A 20,066-nucleotide genomic window follows, 5' to 3' on the forward strand; every position below is an offset into this window, starting at 1 on the left:
TCGATCCTGGTCGGCGCCTTCATCCAGTCGATGCGCCTGGCCTGCTCGGCCCAGAAGCCGTTCGGGTCCGAGATCGAGCGGGCGTACATGTCCTTGTACCTGGCCTGGTCGACCCAGGCACGCTTCGCCCACTCCGCCGGGACGTCGTAGATCTTCTCGGCGACCGAAGTGCCCTGCTTGCTGCTATCCATTTCGCTCTCCCCAACCAAAAATCGTGTCCTTGAGCAGAAACTTTGTCACCACATCGATCTGCTCGGACGCCATCAATGGCGGGACGTGTCCGCAATCGTCGAACTGAAAGACGTTGGCCATTCGATTGCGCTTGCGCATCTCGGCCGCAAGATCGAACGACAGCAGGTCGGAATTTATGCCGCGCAGCACCAGCACGGGCACGTTGATGGCTTCCCAATAGTCCCACAGGTTCAACGCCGCGAACCAGGGCAACCTGAAGCCCTTCGCGATAGCGGGATCGCATAGCAGCGCATAACCCTGCCGGCTGTCATCCCAGCGGACGCTGTGTTCGGTCAGGTGACGCCAGTGCTCATCGGCGAGCTTGCCGTAAGGCGCCAGCACCGTCCGGAAGTACGTCTCTGCATCTTCGATCGACTTGAATAGCGCCGGCATGTTGCCGATGTACTGGCCGATCCGTTGCAACCCCGTCGACGACACGAAGGGACCGATGTCGTTGATGACGAGCCTGCGCACGATGCTGCCGGAGAAGCCTGCCATGATCATGCCGATCAAGCCGCCCAGCGAGGTTCCGACCCAATCCACCTCGGACACACCGAGACGCGCGATCAACGCGTTCATGTCGGAGCAATATTGCGGCAGCGTGTAGTGGTCGGGGTTGCCGATCCAGCCGCTGCGGCCTCGGCCCGGCAGGTCCGGGCAGATCACGCGCCGACCGGCTGCGACCAGCCGCTCGGCGAGATGATCGAAGTCCCGCCCCTGCCGCGTCAGTCCGTGAACGCAGACGATCGGTCTCTTGTCGTCGACGGGTCCCCAATCGGTGTATGCCAACTGGTGGAAACCGGACGGCGAAAGGCCCTGTACAATACCCTCGCGATCAGGCCGAGGATGCTCCGGCCTGTCCCTTCGAACCTTCAATGCCACCTCTTCCGATCCGTCAGACATCCCACCTCTCCTGGCAAGCCACGACACGAACGCTTGCCAAGCACGGCGCCGACAACCCGTGAGCCAATTGACGTTCGTTCAACAACGCTACGATTTCCAGTTCTTGCGCATCTCTTCGAAATTGTCCGTCATGCGCTGCTTGATCAGATTGAACACTTCGGCGTTGGACTTCGCCGTCATCTCGGCGAATTCGCGGGCGCTGGTCAGAGCGGCCTCGAACGACTTGGTCGCCAATTCGCGCCCTTGCTCGCCGGAAAGCTTCATGTCGCGCATCATCGCCGCCGCGTGTTCCGAGGCCGAGCGAAGAATCTCCAGCTGATGGCGCGACACCTCGGCCGCCGTTTCGTTCGAGAGCTGAGCAGCCTTGGAGATGGCGTCGATCGTGCTGCGCTGCCTCTCGAGCAGTGCCGGCACATCGACATCGGGCAATTTGAACGTCTGTGAGAGCTTCTGCATCTGCTCTTTCACGGCCTGGGCGATCTTATCGGCGTCTGTCATCATGCTAGCCTCCTTCGGGATTCTACCTGCTGGATGGTTCGATCAATGCTTCGGAACGTGCAAAGCGCTGCGCTTCCGCCTGGGTCTCGAAGATATGCGGCGCGACGTGACGCTCGGCGAGCCCCTCTCCAAGCTTCATGCGCATGAATGCGCTGGTGGTGTATCGTGAAGCCGAGCTGTAGTACCGCTGCTCGAGATAGGCGATCATCGAGAAATACGTGTCGCTGACGATGGGCTCCAGGTAGAACCCGTCATAGTTGGCGACCAGCGCAACCGGCTTGCCGACGGCGCGGCATGCACGCTCCACCTCGCGACGGACCAGATCGACGTCCTCGACTGTCCTGACATCGAATCCCTCGAAATTGACGAACAGCATGTTGCGTTCGGCGTCGTAGCTGATGCGATCGGCAAGGCTGCGGCCGAGCAGCATGTGATCGAGCCCCATCGGTCCTTCGCGGAAGATCCGGGCGTCCATCGTGCGGACGTTGCGAACCAGCGGCTTGAAATCCATCTGGCCGAGAATGTCACGATCGATGTCGATGCCGGGTGCCACCTCGATCAGTTCGACGCCGGCCGGCGTCCGCTGCAGCACGCAGCGCTCGGTGACGTAGAACACCGGCTGGCCGGTCTCCGCGGCATGCTCGCCGCTGAAGGTGATCTGCTCGACCGCGGAGATGAACTTCTTCGCGGTTCCTTCGCGCAGGATGTGCAGCGCACCGTTCTCGACCGCGATCTTCAGCCCGCCGCTGGTGAAGGTGCCCGCGAATACCAGTTTCTTCGAGCTCTGCGAGATGTTGATAAAGCCGCCGGCGCCGGCAAGGCGCGAACCGAAGCGGCTGACATTGACATTGCCTGCACCATCCACCTGCGCCATGCCGAGGCAGGCGAGATCGAGGCCGCCGCCATCATAGAAGTCGAACTGCTGGTTCTGGTGGATCACCGCGTCGGGATTGAGCGCAGTGCCGAAATTGAGCCCGCCCTGCGGCATGCCGCCGATGATGCCGGGCTCAGCGGTCAGCGTCAGGAACTTCAGCATGTGCTCTTCGGCAGCAACCGCGGATACGCCCTCGGGCATGCCGATACCGAGATTGACCACGCCGCCGGGCGGCAGCTCGAACGCGCAGCGCCGGGCGATGATCTTGCGCTCGTCGAGCTCGAGCGGCTTGACACGGTCCATCGGCACCCGCTGCCGGCCGGAGAAGGCGTGGCTGTAGGTCGCGCCATAGGTCTGGACGTGATTGGTGGGGTCGGCGACGACGACGCAGTCGACCAGAATGCCGGGGATCTGCACCTCGCGCGGGTTGAGCGAGTTGCTCGCCGCGATGCGTTCAACCTGCACGATGACGAAGCCGCGTGAATTCTTCGCCGCCATCGCCATCGCCAGGTTATCGAGCGTCAGCGCCTCGCGTTCCATGGTGATGTTTCCGGCCGGATCTGCCGTGGTGCCGCGCAGAAGCGCCACGTGGATCGGGAAGGATTTATAGCGCAGCCACTCCTCGTCATTGATCCGCATCAATTCGACGAGGTCTTCGGTGGTGCTCTCGTTGAGCTTGCCGCCCTGCAGTCGCGGATCGACGAAGGTTTTCAGGCCGACCTTGGAGATCACACCCGGGCCGCGCGCAGCGATGTTGCGATAGAGATGAGAGATGCAGCCAAGCGGCAGATTGTAGGCCTCGATTCGGTTGGCCAGCGCGAGCTCGCCGAGCTTCGGCACCAGCGCCCAATGGCCGCCGACGACGCGCCTGAGAAGACCGTCATGGGCGAGCCGATTGAGGCCGCGGTCGGCGGCATCGCCGGGCGCGGCTGCGAACATCAGCGTCAGGTCGGACGGATGGCGCGTCTCGCGAAACCGCTTTTCCAGTGCGATCAGGAGCTCATCGGGCGTGCCGATGCCGACGAAGCCGGAAGTACAGACCGTGTCGCGATCACGGATGATGGCGACAGCCTCGTCGGCGGAAACGATCTTGTCTTTGCTCATCATGCGAGTTCCTGGGTCATCGCGCTAGTCTCTGGCTGCCAGCCACGCCGATATGCCCTTGCTGAGCGATCCCTGCGATTTGCTCGACACGAACAGGCCGACATGGCCGCCGGGCAGCTCGATCTCCGAATAGTCCTTGGTGCCGACGTGCTCACCGAGCGCGCGCGAGCAGGTCGGCGGGATGATGTGGTCGTTCAACGCGAACACGTTGAGCACCGGCGCGGTGAGCTTGGAGAGATCGACGCGCCGCCCCGACAGCACGAACTCGCCCTTCACCAGCTTGTTGTCCTGGTAGAGATCCTTCAGCCACTGCTTGGCCGCCTCGCCCGGATGCGCCGGCCGGTCGGCCAGCCACTTTTCCATCCGCAGGAAGTTCATCAGCTTGGCTTCGTCGTCGACGACATCGATCAGGTCGACATTGTATTTGGTCAGCGATCGCATCGGCGTCATCAGGGAGAACACCGAGCTCATGAACTCGCCGGGCAGCCCGCCATAGGTATCGACCAGCTTGTCGATATCGCCGCGCTCCAGGCTGCGGGTCCAGAGATTGAGGAAGCCGTGATGCGTATCCGGGTCGTCGCGGTCGGCATGAAAGTCGATCGGCGTGATCGTCAGCACCAGACCCTTGACCTTGTCGGGATGCAGTGCGGCGTAGCAGGTCGTGAACACGCCGCCCTCGCAGATGCCGAGCAGCATGATCTTGTCGTGACCAGTCTCGCGGCAGACCCGCTCCACCGCGGCATGAATGTAGTCGTCGACATAGTCGTCGATGGTCAGCCAGCGCTCGGTGCGGTTGGGTTGGCCCCAATCGACCAGCCAGAGATCGAGCCCCTGCGACAGCAGGCTGCGGACCAGCGAGCGATCCTCCTGCAGGTCGGCCATGGTGTAGCGGCCGATCAGGCCATAGGCCAGCAGCACCGGCGTCTTGACCTTCTGCTCGGCGATGGGCGCATAGCGAAACAGCTCGACCTTGTCGCGGCGCATGACGAGCGTCTTCGGCGTCGCGCCGACATCGACGTCATCGTCCTTGATGGTCGACAGCAGCTTGCCGGCCTTCAGCATCTTGTCGGTCATCTCGGCGAACGGGCCGGTCACGTTCCAGTTCGGCTTGTCGCTGCTCATGCGTTCCCCCGCGATCCCGCCTCACCGACCCGGCGCTCGAGCGCCCGAACCTCGCGCCTGAGCTCGGTGAGCTGGCGCGTCACCTCATCGAAATCGCGCTGGGTCGGGATGCCCAGCATGGCGGCGATGGTATCGGCGATTTCGGATTGGCGCGCACGAAACTCGGTTGCGGCCTGCAGCAATTGCTTCTGCGCGACCAGGAATTCATCCGTACGCTGATTGGCGAGTAGCTCCTCATTGGCGAGTTCGTTCCAAGCGCCGAGCTGCTCGCGCCAGCCGGCGTCCTTCACCTTTCCATCCGACTGCCGCGAACTGAACTGCTCCGCCGCGCGCGTCCAGGGCTTTGCGGCCACCACCTGATAGGCCGCGAGCTTGCCCTGCAGCTCGTTCCAGGCCGCCGTCAGATGCGCGAGCTTGCGGTCGAAATCCAGGACATCGGCGAGCCGCGGCCCCTTCGCCATCCGCTCGATGGCTTCGGCGAGATCGTTGCCTGCGGTCATGCCGAAGCCGCTCTCGGCGGCGCGCTTCATAATGAAGGGGAGCATCGAGTTCGACCAGGTCTCGCTGGCGCCAACCGAAACCTCGGCCATCCGGCGCCACTGCTCCGTCCATTGCGTGAACGTGTCGGCCAGCGTGCTGGCACCAGTCTTGGTATCTTCCGTCATTCGTTCCACTCGATCATGGATCACAAATCAGCTCGGGAACATCGGCCGCAGCATCACACGCGGCCGTCACCCTCGAGATAGCCGTGGCGCCGCGTGTCGGGCATCGCCAGCGAGCCGGCAAGCGCAACCGCGGCCATCGCCGCGACATAGTAGAAGAACACCGACTCATGCCCTGAGGACTTGAACGACAGGGCGACGTATTCCGCCGTGCCGCCGAACAGCGCATTGGCGATGGCATAGGGCAGACCGACGCCGAGCGCGCGAACCTCCGCCGGAAACAGCTCGGCTTTCACGACGCCGCTGATCGAGGTGTAGAAGCAGGCGATCAGGAGCGCACACGTCACCAGCGCAAATACGGCATAGAGATTGGTCGTCGCCGGCAGCGCCATCATGATCGGCACCGTGGCCAGCGCGGCAAGCGCGCCGAAGCAAAGCAGATTGTTGCGTCGGCCGATTCTGTCGGACAGTATGCCGAACACCGGCTGCATCAGCATGAAGACCACGAGCACGCAGGTCATCAATGTGCTGACCGTCCTGGCGTCGATCTTGACCGAATTCACCAGGAACTTCTGCATATAGGTCGTCATCGAATAGAAGTACAGCGACCCGCCCATGGTAAGGGCAAAGGTAATGAGGAGCGCGCGCTTGTGCTGCAGCAGGGCACGGAGCGAACCGGCCTCCTTGTGGTGCGCCGCGTCGGCCGAGATCGTCTCCTTCAGCGAGCGGCGCAGATACAGCGCAACGATCGCGGCCACCGCCCCGACGACAAAGGGAATCCGCCACCCCCACGCCTTGAGGCTGGCATCCGAGAGCGTCTGCTGCAAAAGCACCAGCACAAGCAGCGCGAGCAGCTGTCCGCCGACCAAGGTCACGTACTGGAACGACGAATAGAACCCGCGATTACCCCGGACGGCGATTTCGCTCATATAGGTCGCAGCCGTGCCGTATTCGCCGCCGACCGAAAGTCCTTGCGCAAGTCGCGCGACCAGCAAGAAAGCCGGCGCCAACGCACCGATCGTCTCATAGGTCGGCAGCAGCGCGATCATCAACGATCCCGCGCACATCAACAGCACCGAAATGACCATGGAATTCTTGCGGCCATGACGGTCGGCGATCCATCCGAACAGCCACCCCCCGAGCGGACGCATGAAAAATCCGACGGCGAAAATGCCCGCCGTCGCCAGCAACTGGCTGGTGCGGTCACCCGAGGGAAAGAAGGCGCCGGCGAAATAGATCGACGTGAACGCGTAGGCGTAGAAGTCGTACCACTCCACGAGATTGCCCGACGACGCCGCGACGATCGCCACGATGCGCTGCCGGGTTTCGACGGCCGAACTCGTACTAGCCGTCGGTCCAGCCCCAGCAATAAAGACAGTGCTCATCCTCGCCTCTCCCCCGGTCTCCCCACGCCTCCTGACGATCGAGCGTCAGGCTGCGGTCCTGTTGCCGAAAGCTTCCGTGTAGATCGCGAGCGCGTCCTCGAACTTGACCTCGCGCGGATTATTGACGAGCAACCGGGTCTGCTTCATGGCGTCTTCGGCAAGCTTGTTCAGGTCGCCTGCCGTGATGCCGACGTTGGCGAGCGACGGCGGCACCTTGCAGTCGCGGCAGATCGCGGCCATCGCATCGACGAACAGGCGGGCCTTCTGCGCCGTCGACAGACCGTCCGTTTTCGGGTCGACGATCGGCGCAAGCTCGGCATAGAGAGCTTCAGCCTGCGGCAGGTTGAAGCGAAGCACCTGGGTCAACACCAGCGCATTCGACAGCCCGTGCGGCACATGGAAGATCGCACCGATCGGATAGGCCAGCGCATGAACCGCCGCGACCGGCGCATTGGCGAAGGCCATGCCGGCCAGCATCGAGCCCAGCAGCATCTGCGACCGCGCCTCGAGGTCGCTGCCGTTCTCGCAGACCCGCCGCACATTCGCCGACAGCAACGCCAGCGCCTGCCGCGCGAGCTGGTCGGACATCGGGTTCTTCTTGACCTTGCTGGTGTAGGCCTCGATGGCGTGCACCATGGCATCGATGCCGGTCGCCGCGGTGACGGCGGCCGGAAGGCCCAGCGTCAGTTCGGGATCGAGGATCGCCCAGTCCGGAATCAGCACCGGCGAGACCACGCCCTTCTTCTCCGTGGTCGGCGTGGTGACGATCGCGATCGGCGTCACCTCGGAGCCGGTGCCGGCCGTGGTCGGCACCAGCAGCAGCGGCAGGCGCTTTCCTTTGGCGAGCCCGACGCCATAGATGTCATCGAGACGGTCCGGCGTCTTGGCAAGGTAGGCGACGAGCTTTGCGGTATCGAGCGCGCTGCCGCCACCGATCGAGAGCACGAGCTCGATCTTGTTGGCCTGGCAGGCCGCGACCGCCGCTTCGACAACATGTGAAGGCGGATCGGCAACGACGTCTTCGAAGACGCTGACCTCGATCCCGGCTTCGGCCAGCGAGGCCTCGGCGCCCTTAGTCAGGCCCGCGTTGCGAACGCCCTTGTCGGTCACCAGCATGACGCGACGCGCGCCGTAGCTGGCCACGAGTTCGTCGATCTTTCGCGAGGCGCCCGGCTCGAACAGAATGTTCGACGGCGATTGAAAGGTGAATTTTCCGATCATGTTCCCTCTCCTCTTTTTCTTGATGGTGCCCCGGCCTCACGCTCGCCGGTGCAGCACCACCATCTTTTCCTGTGTCATGTCGCGCATTGTGTAGGGGATGCCGCCGACGCCGTAACCGGCCTCGCGCCGTCCGGCGAACGGCATCCAGTCGGTCCGGAACGTCGTGGGGTCGTTGATCATGACCGCCGATGCGTCGAGCCGCTCACTGGCCCGCAGCGCAACGTCGATGTCCTCGCTGAACACGCAGGCCTGGAACGGCACGCGCAGCGAATTCGCCTGCGCGATCGCCTGATCCAGATGCGCGTAACGATAGACGCAGACAGCCGGACCGAACACCTCCTCGCGCGACACCCTTGCGTCGGACGGCGGCTCGAGCAGGACCGTCGGCTGCATCGTGGTGGCCGACAGGCGCTCGCCGCCGATCGCCCGCTGCGCGCCGGCCGCCACCGCCTCGCCGATCCAGCCGGTGATGCGGTCGACCTCCTTGGGATTGATCAACGGCCCGACCTCGGTCTCGAGCAGGGTCGGATCGCCGGTCCGCAGCTTGGCGACGCGGGCGACCAGACGCTCGGTGAAGGTCTTGAAGATCGCTTCGTGCACGAAGATGCGCTGGGTCGACACGCAGACCTGGCCGGCATGGTAGAAGCCGCCCTTCACCAGCGGCTCGATGATGCGGTCGAGATCGGCGCTGCGATCGACGATCGCGGGTGCCACGCCGCCATGCTCGAGCGCCGAGCGGGTGCCGTGCGCAAGCTTGCTGTGCAGCCGCCAGCCGACACTGGCCGAGCCGATGAAGCTCAGGAAGCTGATGCGGGGATCGCATGCGAGCTGTTCGGCAAGCGCGTTGCCGCGCGGCATGAAGGTCTGGCACCACGCCTCCGGCAAGCCGGCCTCATGCAGCAGCGCGACGAAATCACGGCAGCTCAGCGGCGTGGCGCTCGCCGGCTTGACGATGACGGGACAGCCGACCGCGACCGCGGGCGCCACCTGATGCACGATCAGATTGAGCGGATGGTTGAACGCGGAGATCGCGAACACGACACCGATCGGCTCGCGCGTCGTGAAGGCCCAGCGACGGCTGGAGGCCGCCGTCAGTCCCATCGGAATCTCGCGCCCGGCAAAGGTCCTGAGCTCGTCGGCGGCGCAATGCAGGCCGTCGATCGCGCGCGTCACCTCGATGATCGCATCCGTGAGCGGCTTGCCGCCTTCGCGTGCGATCTGGCGTGCGAAATGGTCCCGCCGTCCGTCCAGAAGACCGGCAGCCCGCCGCAGCACCGCGATGCGCGCATGCGGCGCCAACCAGCCGTCACGATCGCCGAGGACGCGCAGTGCGGCCCCAAGCTTCGCTTCCATTGCCTCGACATCGTCGACCGGGACCTCGGCAAACGGGGCCCGATCGAACGCTTGTACTACCTGTAGCATCACTCTCTCGTCAGGACGGCTCGACCCCGAGCTTGCGGTTGCGCAGCTCATCGACCAGCACGCGCGTGTTCTCGGAATAGTCGATGGCCACATCGACGAGGTGGACGCCGCCGCCCTTGAAGGCCGCTTCCAGCGTCGGCAGCAGCCCTTCCACTGAGGTGACGCGCGAGCCCTTGGCGCCGTAGGACTCCGCATAGCGCACGAAGTCCGGATTGCCAAAGCTCAGGCCAAAGTCCGGGAAATTGTCGACCGCCTGCTTCCAGCGGATCATCCCGTAGGCACCGTCGTTCAGGATCAGGACGACCAGGTTGAGCTTGAGGCGGACCGCCGTCTCCAGCTCCTGGCTGTTCATCATGAAGCCGCCGTCGCCGCAGATCGCCATCACCCGGCGATCCGGATAGAGCATTGCCGCCATCATCGCCGACGGCAGGCCGGCGCCCATGGTGGCGAGCGCGTTGTCGAGCAGCAGCGTATTGGCGACGTAGGTCCGGTAGTTGCGCGCGAACCAGATCTTGTACATGCCGTTGTCGAGCGCGACGATGCCGTTCTCGGGGATGACCTGGCGGATGTCGTGCACCAGCCGCTGCGGCGTCACCGGCCAGCGGCTCTCTGTGGCGCGGTCGGAGATCCGGCCGAGAATGCCCTCGCGCAGTGGCAGCAGTGCCTTGGCGTTCGGCAGCCGGCCTTCGAGCCGGTCTGCGAGCAGTTCAAGGCTCGGGCCGACGTCGCCCACCACCTCGGCATGCGGGAAATAGACCTGCTCCACCGTCGCGGGCGTGTAGCTGACATGGATCACCTGCGGCCCCTTCGGACCCATGATGAAGGGCGGCTTCTCCACGGTGTCGTGGCCGATGGCAATAATCAGATCGGCCTGGTCGATCGCCTCGTGCACATAGTCGCGCTCGGACAGCGCGGCCGTGCCCATGTAAAGGCTGGTGCCGCCGGGTACGGTGCCCTTGCCCATCTGGGTCGTGAAGAAAGGAATCCCGGTGCGCCGCACGAAACCGGCGATGCCAAAAGTCGAACGCGGACGGCTGGCCGCGGCAGCCAGCATGATCAGAGGCTTCTTTGCCGCCAGGATCATCTCGGCCGCACGATCGAGGGCCGCGCGATGCGCCACCGGAATCTCGATCGGGTGGATCGGCACCATCGACACCGGCTCGACCTCGTCGCCCGCGATATCCTCCGGCAGCTCGAGCAGGACCGGGCCCGGCCGCTCCTCCATCGCAACGCGGAAGGCGTCGCGAACCAGCGTCGGAATGCTGGCGGCGCTGACGATCTGGCGCGACAGCTTGGTGAGCGGCTTCATCGACGCGACGACGTCGACGATCTGGAAGCGCGCCTGACGGCTGCTCATGATCGCCTTCTGTCCGGTGATCATCACCATAGGCATCGCGCCGAGATGCGCATAGGCCGCGCCGGTCGAGAAGTTCAGCGCGCCCGGACCGAGGGTGGAGATGCACACGCCCGGGCGGCCGGTGAGACGGCCATGCGTCGCCGCCATGAACGCCGCCGCCTGCTCATGGCGGGTCAAAATCAGTTGGATCTTCGAATTGCGGAGCGACTCGACGACGTCGAGATTTTCCTCGCCCGGCACGCCGAAAATCCGGTCAACGCCCTCATGTTCCAATGCCGCGACCAACAGGTCAGAGCCCTTCGCCATTTTCCTCTCCTTCTTGCCGACTACCGCAGTGCAACACGTAACCGCACCGAGCTTCTCTTCCATCGGCTTTCAGTTTCTTGTGTCCCGCCAAACTATACGATGCGGGACGACGGTCCCGCCAATTGCAAGGGTGGATTCTCATGCCTTCCGTCTCAGATAGCGAGACTGTCAGGCCGGAAACCCGAGCCCGCCTGACAACCCCGCCGATCAGAAATGTGCTTGCCTGGCACACCAACGATCCGGACGGCCCCTCATGCTCCCGCGCCACGATCAACGGCTCAGAGCGCGTCACGACATTCCCCTTCCCGGCCTTCGCAGCCTCACGTTACAGGCGCTTGATCACCGCGCCCGCGAAATCCGCTGTCGAGACCTTACCGCCGAGATCGGCAGTGCGAACATTGTCGATCTGCAGGGTCTGCTCGATCGCCGCCCGAAGCCGCGTCGCAAGATCTTCCTTGCCGACGTGCTTGAGCATCAAGGCGGCCGCGAGCAGCAGCGCCAGCGGATTAGCGATCCCCTTTCCGGCGATGTCGGGTGCCGAGCCATGCACCGCCTCGAAGATCGCGGCCTTCTCGCCAATATTGGCGCCGGGCGCCATGCCGAGGCCGCCGACGAGGCCGGACATCTGATCGGACAGGATGTCGCCGAACAGGTTGGTGGTGACGATGACGTCGAATTGCCACGGGTTCATCACGAGCTGCATGGCGCAGGCATCGACGATGCGGTCGTCCATCGCGATCCGCCCCTCATATTCCTTGGCGATCTCGCGGCCGGCCTGCAGGAACAGCCCGGTCAGCGCCTTCAGCACGTTGGCCTTGTGCACCACGGTGACCTTCTTGCGGCCGTGGGCGAGCGCGTATTCAAACGCGAAGCGGACGATGCGCCGCGCTTCCGCGTGCGTGTTGACGCCCGAGGAGATCGCAACCGCGTGCGGATCGTCGCCCACGGCGATGAAGTGCTCGAACGCCACATAGAGGCCTTCGATGTTCTCGCGGATCAGGACGAGGTCGATGTCCTCGTAGCGGCCGCCGGGCACCATGGTCTTTACGGGACGCAGATTGGCGTACAGCCCGAACTCCTCGCGCAAGCGGACGTTGACCGAACGGAAGCCGCCACCGACCGGCGTCGTCAAAGGTCCCTTCAGCGCGAGCCTGGTGCGGCGGATGCTGTCGACCAGAACTCCCGGCAGCGGGTCGCCGGCGCTCTCGATCCCGGCCATGCCGCCCTGCTGCACGTCCCACTCGAACGGCGAGCCCAGCGCATCGAGGATGCGCGTCACCGCTGCCGTGATCTCGGGACCGATCCCGTCACCGGGTATCAATGTCGCCGGAATTCTGCCTGCCATCTTCATTTCCCCTGTCTTGATCTTGCTCTGAGAGATCGGCGGCGCATCACGCCGCAAGCTGGCGCAGCACGTAGGGCAGAATGCCGCCGTGCTTGTAGTAGTTGAGCTCATCGAGCGTATCGATGCGGCAGGTCAGCGGGACCTGCTTCACCGTGCCGTCGGCCATCGTGATATCGATGGTGATGCGCTGGCCTGGCGAGATATCCGTCAGCCCCTTGATCGAGACCTGCTCGGTGCCGGTCAGGCCGAGGCTCTTCCAGGAGGTGCCTTCGTCGAACACGAAGGGCAGGATGCCCATGCCCACCAGGTTGGAGCGATGGATGCGCTCAAAGCTCTGGGCGATCACGGCGCGGACGCCAAGCAGCTTGGTGCCCTTGGCCGCCCAGTCGCGCGAGGAGCCGTTGCCATATTCGACGCCGGCAAACACGACCAGCGGGACCTTCTCCCGCTCGTAGCGCATCGCCGCATCGAAGATCGACATCCGCTCGCCGGACGGTTGATGCACGGCCCAACCGCCTTCCGGCGTCGCGCCACCCTCGCCGGTCACGGCAAAATTCTTGATGCGGATGTTGGCGAAGGTGCCGCGCACCATCACCTCGTGATTGCCGCGCCGCGTGCCGTATTGATTGAAGTCTTCCTGCCGGACCTGGCGAGCGCGCAGGAATTCTCCTGCCGGCGACGATAGCTTGATCGAGCCCGCCGGAGAGATGTGGTCGGTCGTGATCTTGTCGCCGAACAGGCCGAGGATGCGCGCGCCGACGATGTCGCCGGTCGGCGCGGGCTTCATGGTGATGCCCTCGAAGTAAGGCGGGTTCTGCACATAGGTCGACGACATGTTCCAGCGGTAGGTCAGGCCGGTCGCGACCTTGACCGCCTTCCAGTTGGCGTCGCCCTCGAACACATCGGCATATTTGGTCTCGAACATCGTACGCGTGACATTGTCGCGGATGAACTGTTCGATCTCGGCATTCGATGGCCAGATGTCCTCGAGGTAGACAGGCAGGCCGTCAGGACTCTTGCCGAGAGGCTCATTGACGAGATCGACCTGGAGGGAGCCTGCGAGTGCGTAGGCCACCACGAGCGGCGGCGAGGCGAGATAGTTCGCCTGCACGTCGGGCGAGACACGGCCTTCGAAATTGCGGTTGCCGGAGAGCACGGCCGCGCCGATCACGCCATTGTCGTTGATCGACTTGGAAATCTCCTTCGGCAGCGGACCGGAATTGCCGATACAGGTCGTGCAGCCGAAGCCGACGAGATAGAAGCCGAGAGCGTCGAGATCCGCCTGCAGCCCGGACTTCGCAAGATATTCCGCCACCACCTGCGAGCCCGGCGCGAGCGAGGTCTTGACCCAAGGCTTCACGGTGAGGCCCTTGCGCAGCGCATTGCGCGCCAGGAGCCCCGCGCCGATCAACACCGAGGGGTTCGAGGTATTGGTGCAGGAAGTGATCGCCGCGATCACGACGTGGCCGTGGCCGAGCTTGAACTCCTTGTCCTCGACCGCGAATTGCTTCGCGGCCTGGCCCTGCTTGCCGTATTCGCTTTCGAGCACGGTGAGGAAGTTGGTCTTGGCGACGGACAGGCCGAGCCGGCCCTCGGGACGCTTTGGCCCGGCGAGCGACGGCACGACCTCTTCGAGATTGAGCTCCAGCGTGTCGGTGAACACCGGATCCGCCATGCCCGGGTTACGGAACAGGCCCTGCGCCTTGGCATAGGCCTCCACCAGCGCGATGCGGTCGCTGGCGCGGCCGGAGAGATTGAGATAGTTCAGCGTCTCCCGGTCGACCGGGAAGAAGCCGCAGGTCGCGCCATATTCCGGCGCCATGTTGGAGATGGTGGCGCGGTCGGCCAGCGTCATGTGGTCGAGGCCGGGACCGTAGAACTCCACGAATTTGCCGACCACGCCCTTCTTGCGCAGCATCTGGGTGACGGTGAGCACGAGATCGGTCGCCAGCACGCCCTCGCGGAGCTTGCCGGACAGCTTGAAACCGATCACCTGCGGCACCAGCATCGACAGCGGCTGGCCGAGCATCGCGGCCTCGGCCTCGATGCCGCCGACACCCCAGCCGAGCACGGCCAGACCATTGGCCATGGTGGTGTGGCTGTCGGTACCGACCAGCGTGTCCGGATATGCGAAGGTCTTGCCGTCACGCTCGGCGGTCCACACCGTCTGCGCCAGGTATTCGAGATTGACCTGATGGCAGATGCCGGTACCGGGCGGCACCACGCGGAAATTGGCGAACGCGCCCTGTCCCCACTTCAGGAAATTGTAGCGCTCACCGTTCTGCTCATATTCGCGGGCGACGTTGTCATGCAGCGCCTGTGCATTGCCGAAATGATCGACCACGACGGAATGGTCGATCACGAGATCGACCGGCACCAGTGGATTGATCTTCGAGGGATCGCCGCCGAGTTTCTCCATGCCGTCACGCATCGCCGCGAGATCCACCACGGCGGGCACGCCGGTGAAATCCTGCATCAGCACGCGCGCAGGCCGAAAGCCGATCTCGGCCGCGGCCGATCCGCGGTCGTCGGTCCAGCGCGCCAGCGCCTCGATGTTGGCGCGTGTCACCGACTGGCCATCCTCGAACCGCAGCAGGTTCTCCAGCAGCACTTTCAGCGAGAACGGCAGGCGAGAGATGCCGGCAAGGCCGTTCTTCTCGGCATCCGGCAGCGAGAAATAGGTGTAGGCCTGCCCGCCGACGACCAGTGTCTTGCGGCATTTGAAGCTGTCGAGACTGCTCATGGACGATCGATCCTCTTGCGCGGATGATTTTTAAGGGAGACCCCTGCAATGCTCGGCTGCGCGATCATTTCATGTAGCCCATGATGATCAGCACCAGGGTGACGGTGACCGCGCCGCCGATGCGGGTCGCGATCTGCGCGAATGGCATCAACTGCATGCGGTTGGCGGCGGTGAGGATCGCGACATCGCCGGTGCCGCCCTGACCGCTGTGGCAGGCGTTCACGATCGCGGTCTCGATCGGGTACATGTTCATGAAGCGACCGACGGCAAAGCCGGTCGCCATGATCGTGACCACCGTCGACGCGATGGTGATGATGTTGGCGAAGTGGAACGCCGCGACCAGCTTGTCCCAGGGCGTCAGGGCGACGCCGATCGCGAACAGCAGCGGATAGGTCATGTTGGTGCGGACGAATTCGTAGACCACCATTCCGCCCTGCTGCAGCTCCGGGGATACCGCGCGGCTGAGCTTGGCGAGCACTGCCAGGAACAGCATCGCCACCGGCGCCGGCAATCCAAACAGGTGATGACAGAGAACGCCGAGCAGATAGAGCGTGATCGCGGTCAGGCCTGCGGCTGCGATCGTGCTGACGCCGACATGGCCGACGCCCTGCTCGTTCCCGCCTTCCTCGTGCACCGCATGAGCATCGAGTTCGTCATCGCCGTGCGGTTGCAGCCGGCCTTCGCCGGTGAGATGCGGATATTTCTTGCCCACGAAATTGAGCGCGCCGGACAGCAGGATTGCGGTCAGGCTGCCCAGCATCACCGGCGGCAACACCTGTGCGAACACCTCGCCCTGCGGCACGCCGGTCAATGCGGCATAGCCGATCGACAGCGGGATGGCGCCCTCGCCGACGCCGCCGGCCATGATCGGCACCACGACATAGAAGAAGGTGTGCTTGGCACCGAGGCCGAGCGCCGTGCCGACCAGGGTACCGACGATCGCCGCGGCGACCGAGCCGACGGCGAGCGGTATGAAGATTTTCAGGAAGCCGCGGATCAAGACTTCGCGATCCATCGCGAAAATGCTGCCGACGATGATCGAGGCGATGAAGAGATAGAGGAAGTTGGTCGACTTCGTGAAGTCGATGATCGACTTCTCGACCTGCGGAGGAATCCAGTGATAGAACGCCAGCGCCGAGGGAATGAAGGTGGCGAAGATTGCGCCGGCGCCTATGCTGCGCAGCACCGGCAATCGCTTGCCGATCTCGGCGCAGGTGAAGCCGCCAAGCACGAGCACCGCGATCATAGTCGGTCCGTCCGACTTGATCTCGCCGGTATAGACCAGCGCACCGATGAGAAGGATAAGCACGAGATAAATCGGAATCGGGATGATCCCGATCCGGATATCCGTCAGCCGCCACCATCCTTCGGGCCAGAACCGGTTCGCGGCATTCGCCGCGTTGAGACGTTCCGATCCCGCTTCTCCCCCGCGATGCGGGACGATACCGTCTGCGTGCTGCGCTGACATGCTCGTATTCCTCCCAATGTTTTTATGTTCGCAAGGAGTAGACGTTCGCCCACGCTCCACAATCGTGGGCGCGGTGCGAAGGTTTTCCGTGTCTTCTTGTTGAGGGCAGGATATGTCGCCGAACCTGTCAGCAACCTGTCACGCAGCGCCGCCCGCTCAATGCTCGCTCAGCGCGCCTTTCCAGTCCCTGAGAAAGCGACGGCGCTTTGCCTGGTCCTGATATGTCAGCAGGTCGATGCTCAATGCTATCGGCCGAAGGGCTTTTTCTGCATCTACGAAGCCCGGAATCGCCGGCTTCATGTCCTCACGAACCGATCCAAGGGAATGTCGGGCCAACAATGTCTGGCCGGCGCGCGACAACAGGAAATCGACGAAGCGCCTCGCCAGCTCGGGCTGCTCCGCAGATCGCGGGATGAGCGCAATTCGCGACAACAGCAGTGTGTAGTCGCTTGGAAAGATGACACCCAGGTCCGGCTCACGCTTGGCGCGCTCGAGCGCGTACGAGCCGAGGACATTATAGGCCAAGACGAGCTCGCCGGCGCTGACGCGATCGATCATCGCTGCAGATGAGGTGTAGAGCTTGACCCCCGACTGCCCCATCGTCGTCACCAGCTTCCATGTCTCGGCGGTGACGCGCACGTCCTGGCTCAGGAACAGGAGGCCCGTTCCACTGAGTTCGGGATCATAGGTCGCGATCTTCCCGTGGAAGACTGCCGGATGATCTATCAGCACACGCAACAGTTCGGCGTGGTCCTTCGGCACCAAATTGCCCCGAAGCAACCGCTTGTTGAAGACGATCACGACCGGCTCGGCCGTAATGCCGTAAGCGCGGTCCTTCCATCGGGCCCAATCCGGGATGCCCTCGATTTCTGTCGAACGGTATTCGGACGCGTATCCGTCATTGGCAAGCTTGATCTGGAGATCCATGGCGGAGCTCCAGGCGACATCGACGGCGGCAACCTGCCCGGAAGGCTTTGCGATCTCGTCATACAGCTCGGTGGATGAGATCTTGGAGTACTGGACGCGAACTTCGGGATTGAGCTTCATGAACTCGGCAACCAGCTCGCTCGCCTCTGCGATGTCAGTGGTCGCCTTGACCACCAGACGGGCCCGCGTATCGCCGGAGCCGGCCTTTCCGTCCGAGCCGGTATCCCCGGCGAGAGCTGTTGCACACAGCAGGAACCATGCCGCGAACGCCCAGAGGCCGACAAGCAGACGGTCTAGCGGCGACGCGTGGTGGCGTGTTCTCATCGATGCTGCGCAATCTTTTGACCTTGGGATGCATCTGAACTTACATTGTCCCACTTGGCAACGCCCCCTACCCCTGCCCGAGGTTCGTCGTCTTGCGTATCCTGATCGTTGAGGATGACCTGTCGCTGGTGAAGGGCCTCAAGAAGGCCCTGGCACACTCCGGCGTCGCCGTCGATCACGAGGCGAGCGGCTTGGGGGCCATCGAGATTGCCCCATCCGAGGCGTATTCGCTCATCATTCTCGATCTGGGCCTGCCGGACTTGCCGGGCCAGGAAGTGCTTCGCAGGCTGCGCAGCAATGGCTGCGAAGTGCCGATCCTGATTCTGACCGCGCTCGGAGAAGTCAAAGACAAGGTCAGGTGCTTCAATCTCGGGGCCGACGACTATCTCACGAAGCCGTTCGACCTCGACGAGTTCGAGGCGCGGGTCAAGGCATTGGTGCGACGCGGCAAGGGGCGTCTCGATCCGGTCCTGAAGTGCGGGGCCTTGATGCTCGAGACCTCTTCGGCGACGGCAACGCTGGCCGGCAAGCCGTTGGTTCTGCGCCGGCGTGAAGTTACCGTGCTCGAAATCCTGATGTCGCATGCCGGCCGGCTCGTGCGGAAGGATCGCCTGATTTCCGAGGTCTTCGGCTTCGACGAGCCAGTGGCTCCGAACGCGATCGAACTCTACGTCGCCCGGTTGCGGCAGAAGCTTGCTTCCGACGGCCCCATGATCAAGACGGTCCGAGGTCTCGGCTATCTCATGGAGGATAGGTGACACCGAAACGCGCACCGTCGCTGCGCCGCGCACTTCTGCTCAACCTGCTTATTCCAACCAGCGCGTTGGCTGCCGCCCTTGGCCTTGCCGGCCTGGTGCTCATCAACCAGACCATCGAAACGGCCTACGACCGTGTGCTCGACGGCTCGGTGAAAGCCATCGCCGAGCGAATTACCGTGGAGGACGGCGAGATATCCGTCGATCTTCCACAAGTCGCGCTTGGAATGCTTGAAACGCGGGCTAACGACAGCGTCTACTACAGCGTTTCTTACGAGCAGACGCCAGTCACCGGCTACCAGGACTTGCCGCGCGCCGATCCCGCGACCATTTCGACCGGCACCATCAAGCATTTCGATGCTCGCTACAAGGGCGCGTCGGTCCGCATTGCCGCGACGACCCAGGCCACCTATGGCAAGCCATCGCCGGTCCTGGTGCAGGTTGCCGAGACAACGAACGCACGGACCGGGGCGAAACGCGAGCTTCTCCTCCCTCTCATCGTGCTGGAGGTCGGCATTATCGCCACTGCCGCGGCGCTTGGCTGGTTTGCAGTCCGTCGCGGACTTGCGCCGCTTGTGGATCTCGGACGCGAGATCGACGCCCGGCAATTCGGCACGGGAACAGGTCTCCGCCGGCTGGAGCTCGAGAACATTCCCTATGAGGCGCACCCGCCCGTTCGGGCAATGAACCAGCTCTTCGCGCGGCTCGAGGCCGCGATGCAACTGATCCGCGATTTCATAGCCGATGCGTCGCACCAGATGAAGACGCCGCTGGCGTCTCTGCGAGTCCATCTGGCGCTGCTGCAACGTGATGCGGGACACCTGCCGGACAACATCGATACGATTGCCGAGATCGAACGATCCACCAAGCATCTCGATCGACTGGTCGCCCAGCTTATCGCGATGGCCCGCGCCGAGCAGGCCGCTGTCACCGAACACGGCCTTGATGCCGCGCCGACCAATCTCGTTGCAAGCGCGAGCGAGGCAGTCGGAATGATGGCGCCATTTGCGGCAGCCAAGAATGTCGATCTGGCATTCGATCCCGCCGTGGAAGGCGCGCTCGTCAACGTGGATTCCGCAACACTGCACGACATACTGACCAACCTGATCGACAACGCGATCAGGTATAATCGAGAAGGCGGGTCGGTCGTCGTCAGCGTGCTCGCACTAGGCGACGGATATGCGGTGAAGATTGCCGACGACGGGCCCGGCATCGTCATCGAGCACCGGGAAAGGGTATTCGACCGCTTCTATCGCGTTCCAGCGGCCGACCGTCCGGCTGGTTCCGGGCTCGGTCTATCCATCGTCAGAACCTTGCTGCGACAGAGTCGCGGCGCGATCGAACTGACTGACAACATCGACGGCCGCGGCCTCGCCGTTACAGTGAGCTTCCCCGCCGGACCAACGCCCTGACTTGATC

16 protein-coding genes are annotated in these 20,066 nt (G+C 63.7%); 2 read left to right on the top strand and 14 right to left on the bottom strand.

The features are described 5' to 3' along the window. From ACV1FX_RS34540 to ACV1FX_RS34605, 14 genes are all read right to left on the bottom strand, one after another. Nucleotides 1-191 (bottom strand): acetyl-coenzyme A synthetase N-terminal domain-containing protein (locus ACV1FX_RS34540; protein ID WP_473122013.1); only part of this gene is annotated, 191 nt, incomplete at its 3' end. Then, nucleotides 184-1,134 carry an alpha/beta fold hydrolase gene (locus ACV1FX_RS34545; RefSeq protein WP_473122014.1) on the bottom strand — a complete coding sequence of 317 codons (951 nt, stop codon included), beginning with the start codon at nucleotides 1,132-1,134 and terminating at the stop codon, nucleotides 184-186. The genes ACV1FX_RS34545 and ACV1FX_RS34540, both read right to left, overlap by 8 nt. Nucleotides 1,135-1,221: 87 nt before the next feature. Continuing rightward, nucleotides 1,222-1,632 (bottom strand): TIGR01841 family phasin, encoded by a 411-nt coding sequence (gene phaP, locus ACV1FX_RS34550; protein WP_473122015.1) that lies wholly within the window; start codon nucleotides 1,630-1,632, stop codon nucleotides 1,222-1,224. Nucleotides 1,633-1,654: 22 nt separating this feature from the next. Continuing rightward, nucleotides 1,655-3,613, bottom strand: a complete 1,959-nt coding sequence (locus ACV1FX_RS34555) for an acyl CoA:acetate/3-ketoacid CoA transferase (protein WP_473122016.1) — start codon at nucleotides 3,611-3,613, stop codon at nucleotides 1,655-1,657. Between the two features lie 21 nt (nucleotides 3,614-3,634). Then, entirely contained in the window at nucleotides 3,635-4,732 is a 1,098-nt protein-coding gene (phaC, locus tag ACV1FX_RS34560) for a class III poly(R)-hydroxyalkanoic acid synthase subunit PhaC (protein WP_473122017.1), read from the bottom strand. Then, nucleotides 4,729-5,397 carry a poly(R)-hydroxyalkanoic acid synthase subunit PhaE gene (locus tag ACV1FX_RS34565; protein ID WP_473122018.1) on the bottom strand — a complete coding sequence of 223 codons (669 nt, stop codon included), beginning with the start codon at nucleotides 5,395-5,397 and terminating at the stop codon, nucleotides 4,729-4,731. Before ACV1FX_RS34565 ends, phaC begins: the two co-directional genes overlap by 4 nt. Before the next feature lie 53 nt (nucleotides 5,398-5,450). Then, a complete protein-coding gene (locus ACV1FX_RS34570) occupies nucleotides 5,451-6,779 on the bottom strand; it encodes an MFS family transporter (protein ID WP_473122019.1) in 1,329 nt (442 codons plus the stop codon). A 45-nt stretch (nucleotides 6,780-6,824) separates the two neighbouring features. Then, a complete protein-coding gene (locus tag ACV1FX_RS34575) occupies nucleotides 6,825-7,997 on the bottom strand; it encodes an iron-containing alcohol dehydrogenase (protein WP_473122069.1) in 1,173 nt (390 codons plus the stop codon). Nucleotides 7,998-8,036: 39 nt separating this feature from the next. After that, complete coding sequence (locus ACV1FX_RS34580; protein WP_473122020.1) at nucleotides 8,037-9,422, bottom strand: aldehyde dehydrogenase family protein; 1,386 nt, start codon at nucleotides 9,420-9,422, stop codon at nucleotides 8,037-8,039. Nucleotides 9,423-9,432: 10 nt separating this feature from the next. Further along, nucleotides 9,433-11,085, bottom strand: a complete 1,653-nt coding sequence (locus ACV1FX_RS34585) for an acetolactate synthase large subunit (protein ID WP_473122021.1) — start codon at nucleotides 11,083-11,085, stop codon at nucleotides 9,433-9,435. A gap of 325 nt (nucleotides 11,086-11,410) precedes the next feature. Beyond that, complete coding sequence (locus ACV1FX_RS34590) at nucleotides 11,411-12,430, bottom strand: isocitrate/isopropylmalate dehydrogenase family protein (RefSeq protein ID WP_473122022.1); 1,020 nt, start codon at nucleotides 12,428-12,430, stop codon at nucleotides 11,411-11,413. Nucleotides 12,431-12,476: 46 nt separating this feature from the next. Further along, nucleotides 12,477-15,173 carry an aconitate hydratase AcnA gene (gene acnA / locus ACV1FX_RS34595; protein ID WP_473122023.1) on the bottom strand — a complete coding sequence of 899 codons (2,697 nt, stop codon included), beginning with the start codon at nucleotides 15,171-15,173 and terminating at the stop codon, nucleotides 12,477-12,479. Nucleotides 15,174-15,237: 64 nt separating this feature from the next. Continuing rightward, nucleotides 15,238-16,641: a 2-hydroxycarboxylate transporter family protein gene (locus tag ACV1FX_RS34600; protein WP_473122024.1), complete on the bottom strand. Its 1,404-nt coding sequence runs from the start codon at nucleotides 16,639-16,641 to the stop codon at nucleotides 15,238-15,240. A 156-nt stretch (nucleotides 16,642-16,797) separates the two neighbouring features. Further along, nucleotides 16,798-17,892 (bottom strand): ABC transporter substrate-binding protein, encoded by a 1,095-nt coding sequence (locus ACV1FX_RS34605; protein WP_473122025.1) that lies wholly within the window; start codon nucleotides 17,890-17,892, stop codon nucleotides 16,798-16,800. 92 nt (nucleotides 17,893-17,984) lie between these two features. On the opposite strand from ACV1FX_RS34605, the gene ACV1FX_RS34610 reads away from it, so the two are divergent. Both ACV1FX_RS34610 and ACV1FX_RS34615 read left to right on the top strand, forming a co-directional pair. Then, the gene (locus ACV1FX_RS34610; protein WP_473122026.1) at nucleotides 17,985-18,650 is read left to right on the top strand and encodes a response regulator; all 666 of its coding nucleotides are present in this window, start codon (nucleotides 17,985-17,987) and stop codon (nucleotides 18,648-18,650) included. Next, entirely contained in the window at nucleotides 18,647-20,059 is a 1,413-nt protein-coding gene (locus ACV1FX_RS34615; RefSeq protein WP_473122027.1) for a sensor histidine kinase, read from the top strand. Before ACV1FX_RS34610 ends, ACV1FX_RS34615 begins: the two co-directional genes overlap by 4 nt. The last annotated feature ends 7 nt before the right edge of the window (nucleotides 20,060-20,066 follow it).

The sequence above is a fragment of the Bradyrhizobium ingae genome (assembly GCF_055791185.1).

What these genes read in the sequence shown, in the direction of transcription:
- phaP (WP_473122015.1), bottom strand. Translation starts at nt 1,632, where the DNA reads ATGACAGACGCCGATAAGATCGCCCAGGCCGTGAAAGAGCAGATGCAG.
- ACV1FX_RS34585 (WP_473122021.1), bottom strand. Translation starts at nt 11,085, where the DNA reads ATGGCGAAGGGCTCTGACCTGTTGGTCGCGGCATTGGAACATGAGGGC.
- ACV1FX_RS34605 (WP_473122025.1), bottom strand. Translation starts at nt 17,892, where the DNA reads ATGAGAACACGCCACCACGCGTCGCCGCTAGACCGTCTGCTTGTCGGC.
- ACV1FX_RS34570 (WP_473122019.1), bottom strand. Translation starts at nt 6,779, where the DNA reads ATGAGCACTGTCTTTATTGCTGGGGCTGGACCGACGGCTAGTACGAGT.
- ACV1FX_RS34580 (WP_473122020.1), bottom strand. Translation starts at nt 9,422, where the DNA reads ATGCTACAGGTAGTACAAGCGTTCGATCGGGCCCCGTTTGCCGAGGTC.
- ACV1FX_RS34555 (WP_473122016.1), bottom strand. Translation starts at nt 3,613, where the DNA reads ATGATGAGCAAAGACAAGATCGTTTCCGCCGACGAGGCTGTCGCCATC.
- ACV1FX_RS34600 (WP_473122024.1), bottom strand. Translation starts at nt 16,641, where the DNA reads ATGTCAGCGCAGCACGCAGACGGTATCGTCCCGCATCGCGGGGGAGAA.
- ACV1FX_RS34565 (WP_473122018.1), bottom strand. Translation starts at nt 5,397, where the DNA reads ATGACGGAAGATACCAAGACTGGTGCCAGCACGCTGGCCGACACGTTC.
- acnA (WP_473122023.1), bottom strand. Translation starts at nt 15,173, where the DNA reads ATGAGCAGTCTCGACAGCTTCAAATGCCGCAAGACACTGGTCGTCGGC.
- ACV1FX_RS34545 (WP_473122014.1), bottom strand. Translation starts at nt 1,134, where the DNA reads ATGTCTGACGGATCGGAAGAGGTGGCATTGAAGGTTCGAAGGGACAGG.
- phaC (WP_473122017.1), bottom strand. Translation starts at nt 4,732, where the DNA reads ATGAGCAGCGACAAGCCGAACTGGAACGTGACCGGCCCGTTCGCCGAG.
- ACV1FX_RS34590 (WP_473122022.1), bottom strand. Translation starts at nt 12,430, where the DNA reads ATGGCAGGCAGAATTCCGGCGACATTGATACCCGGTGACGGGATCGGT.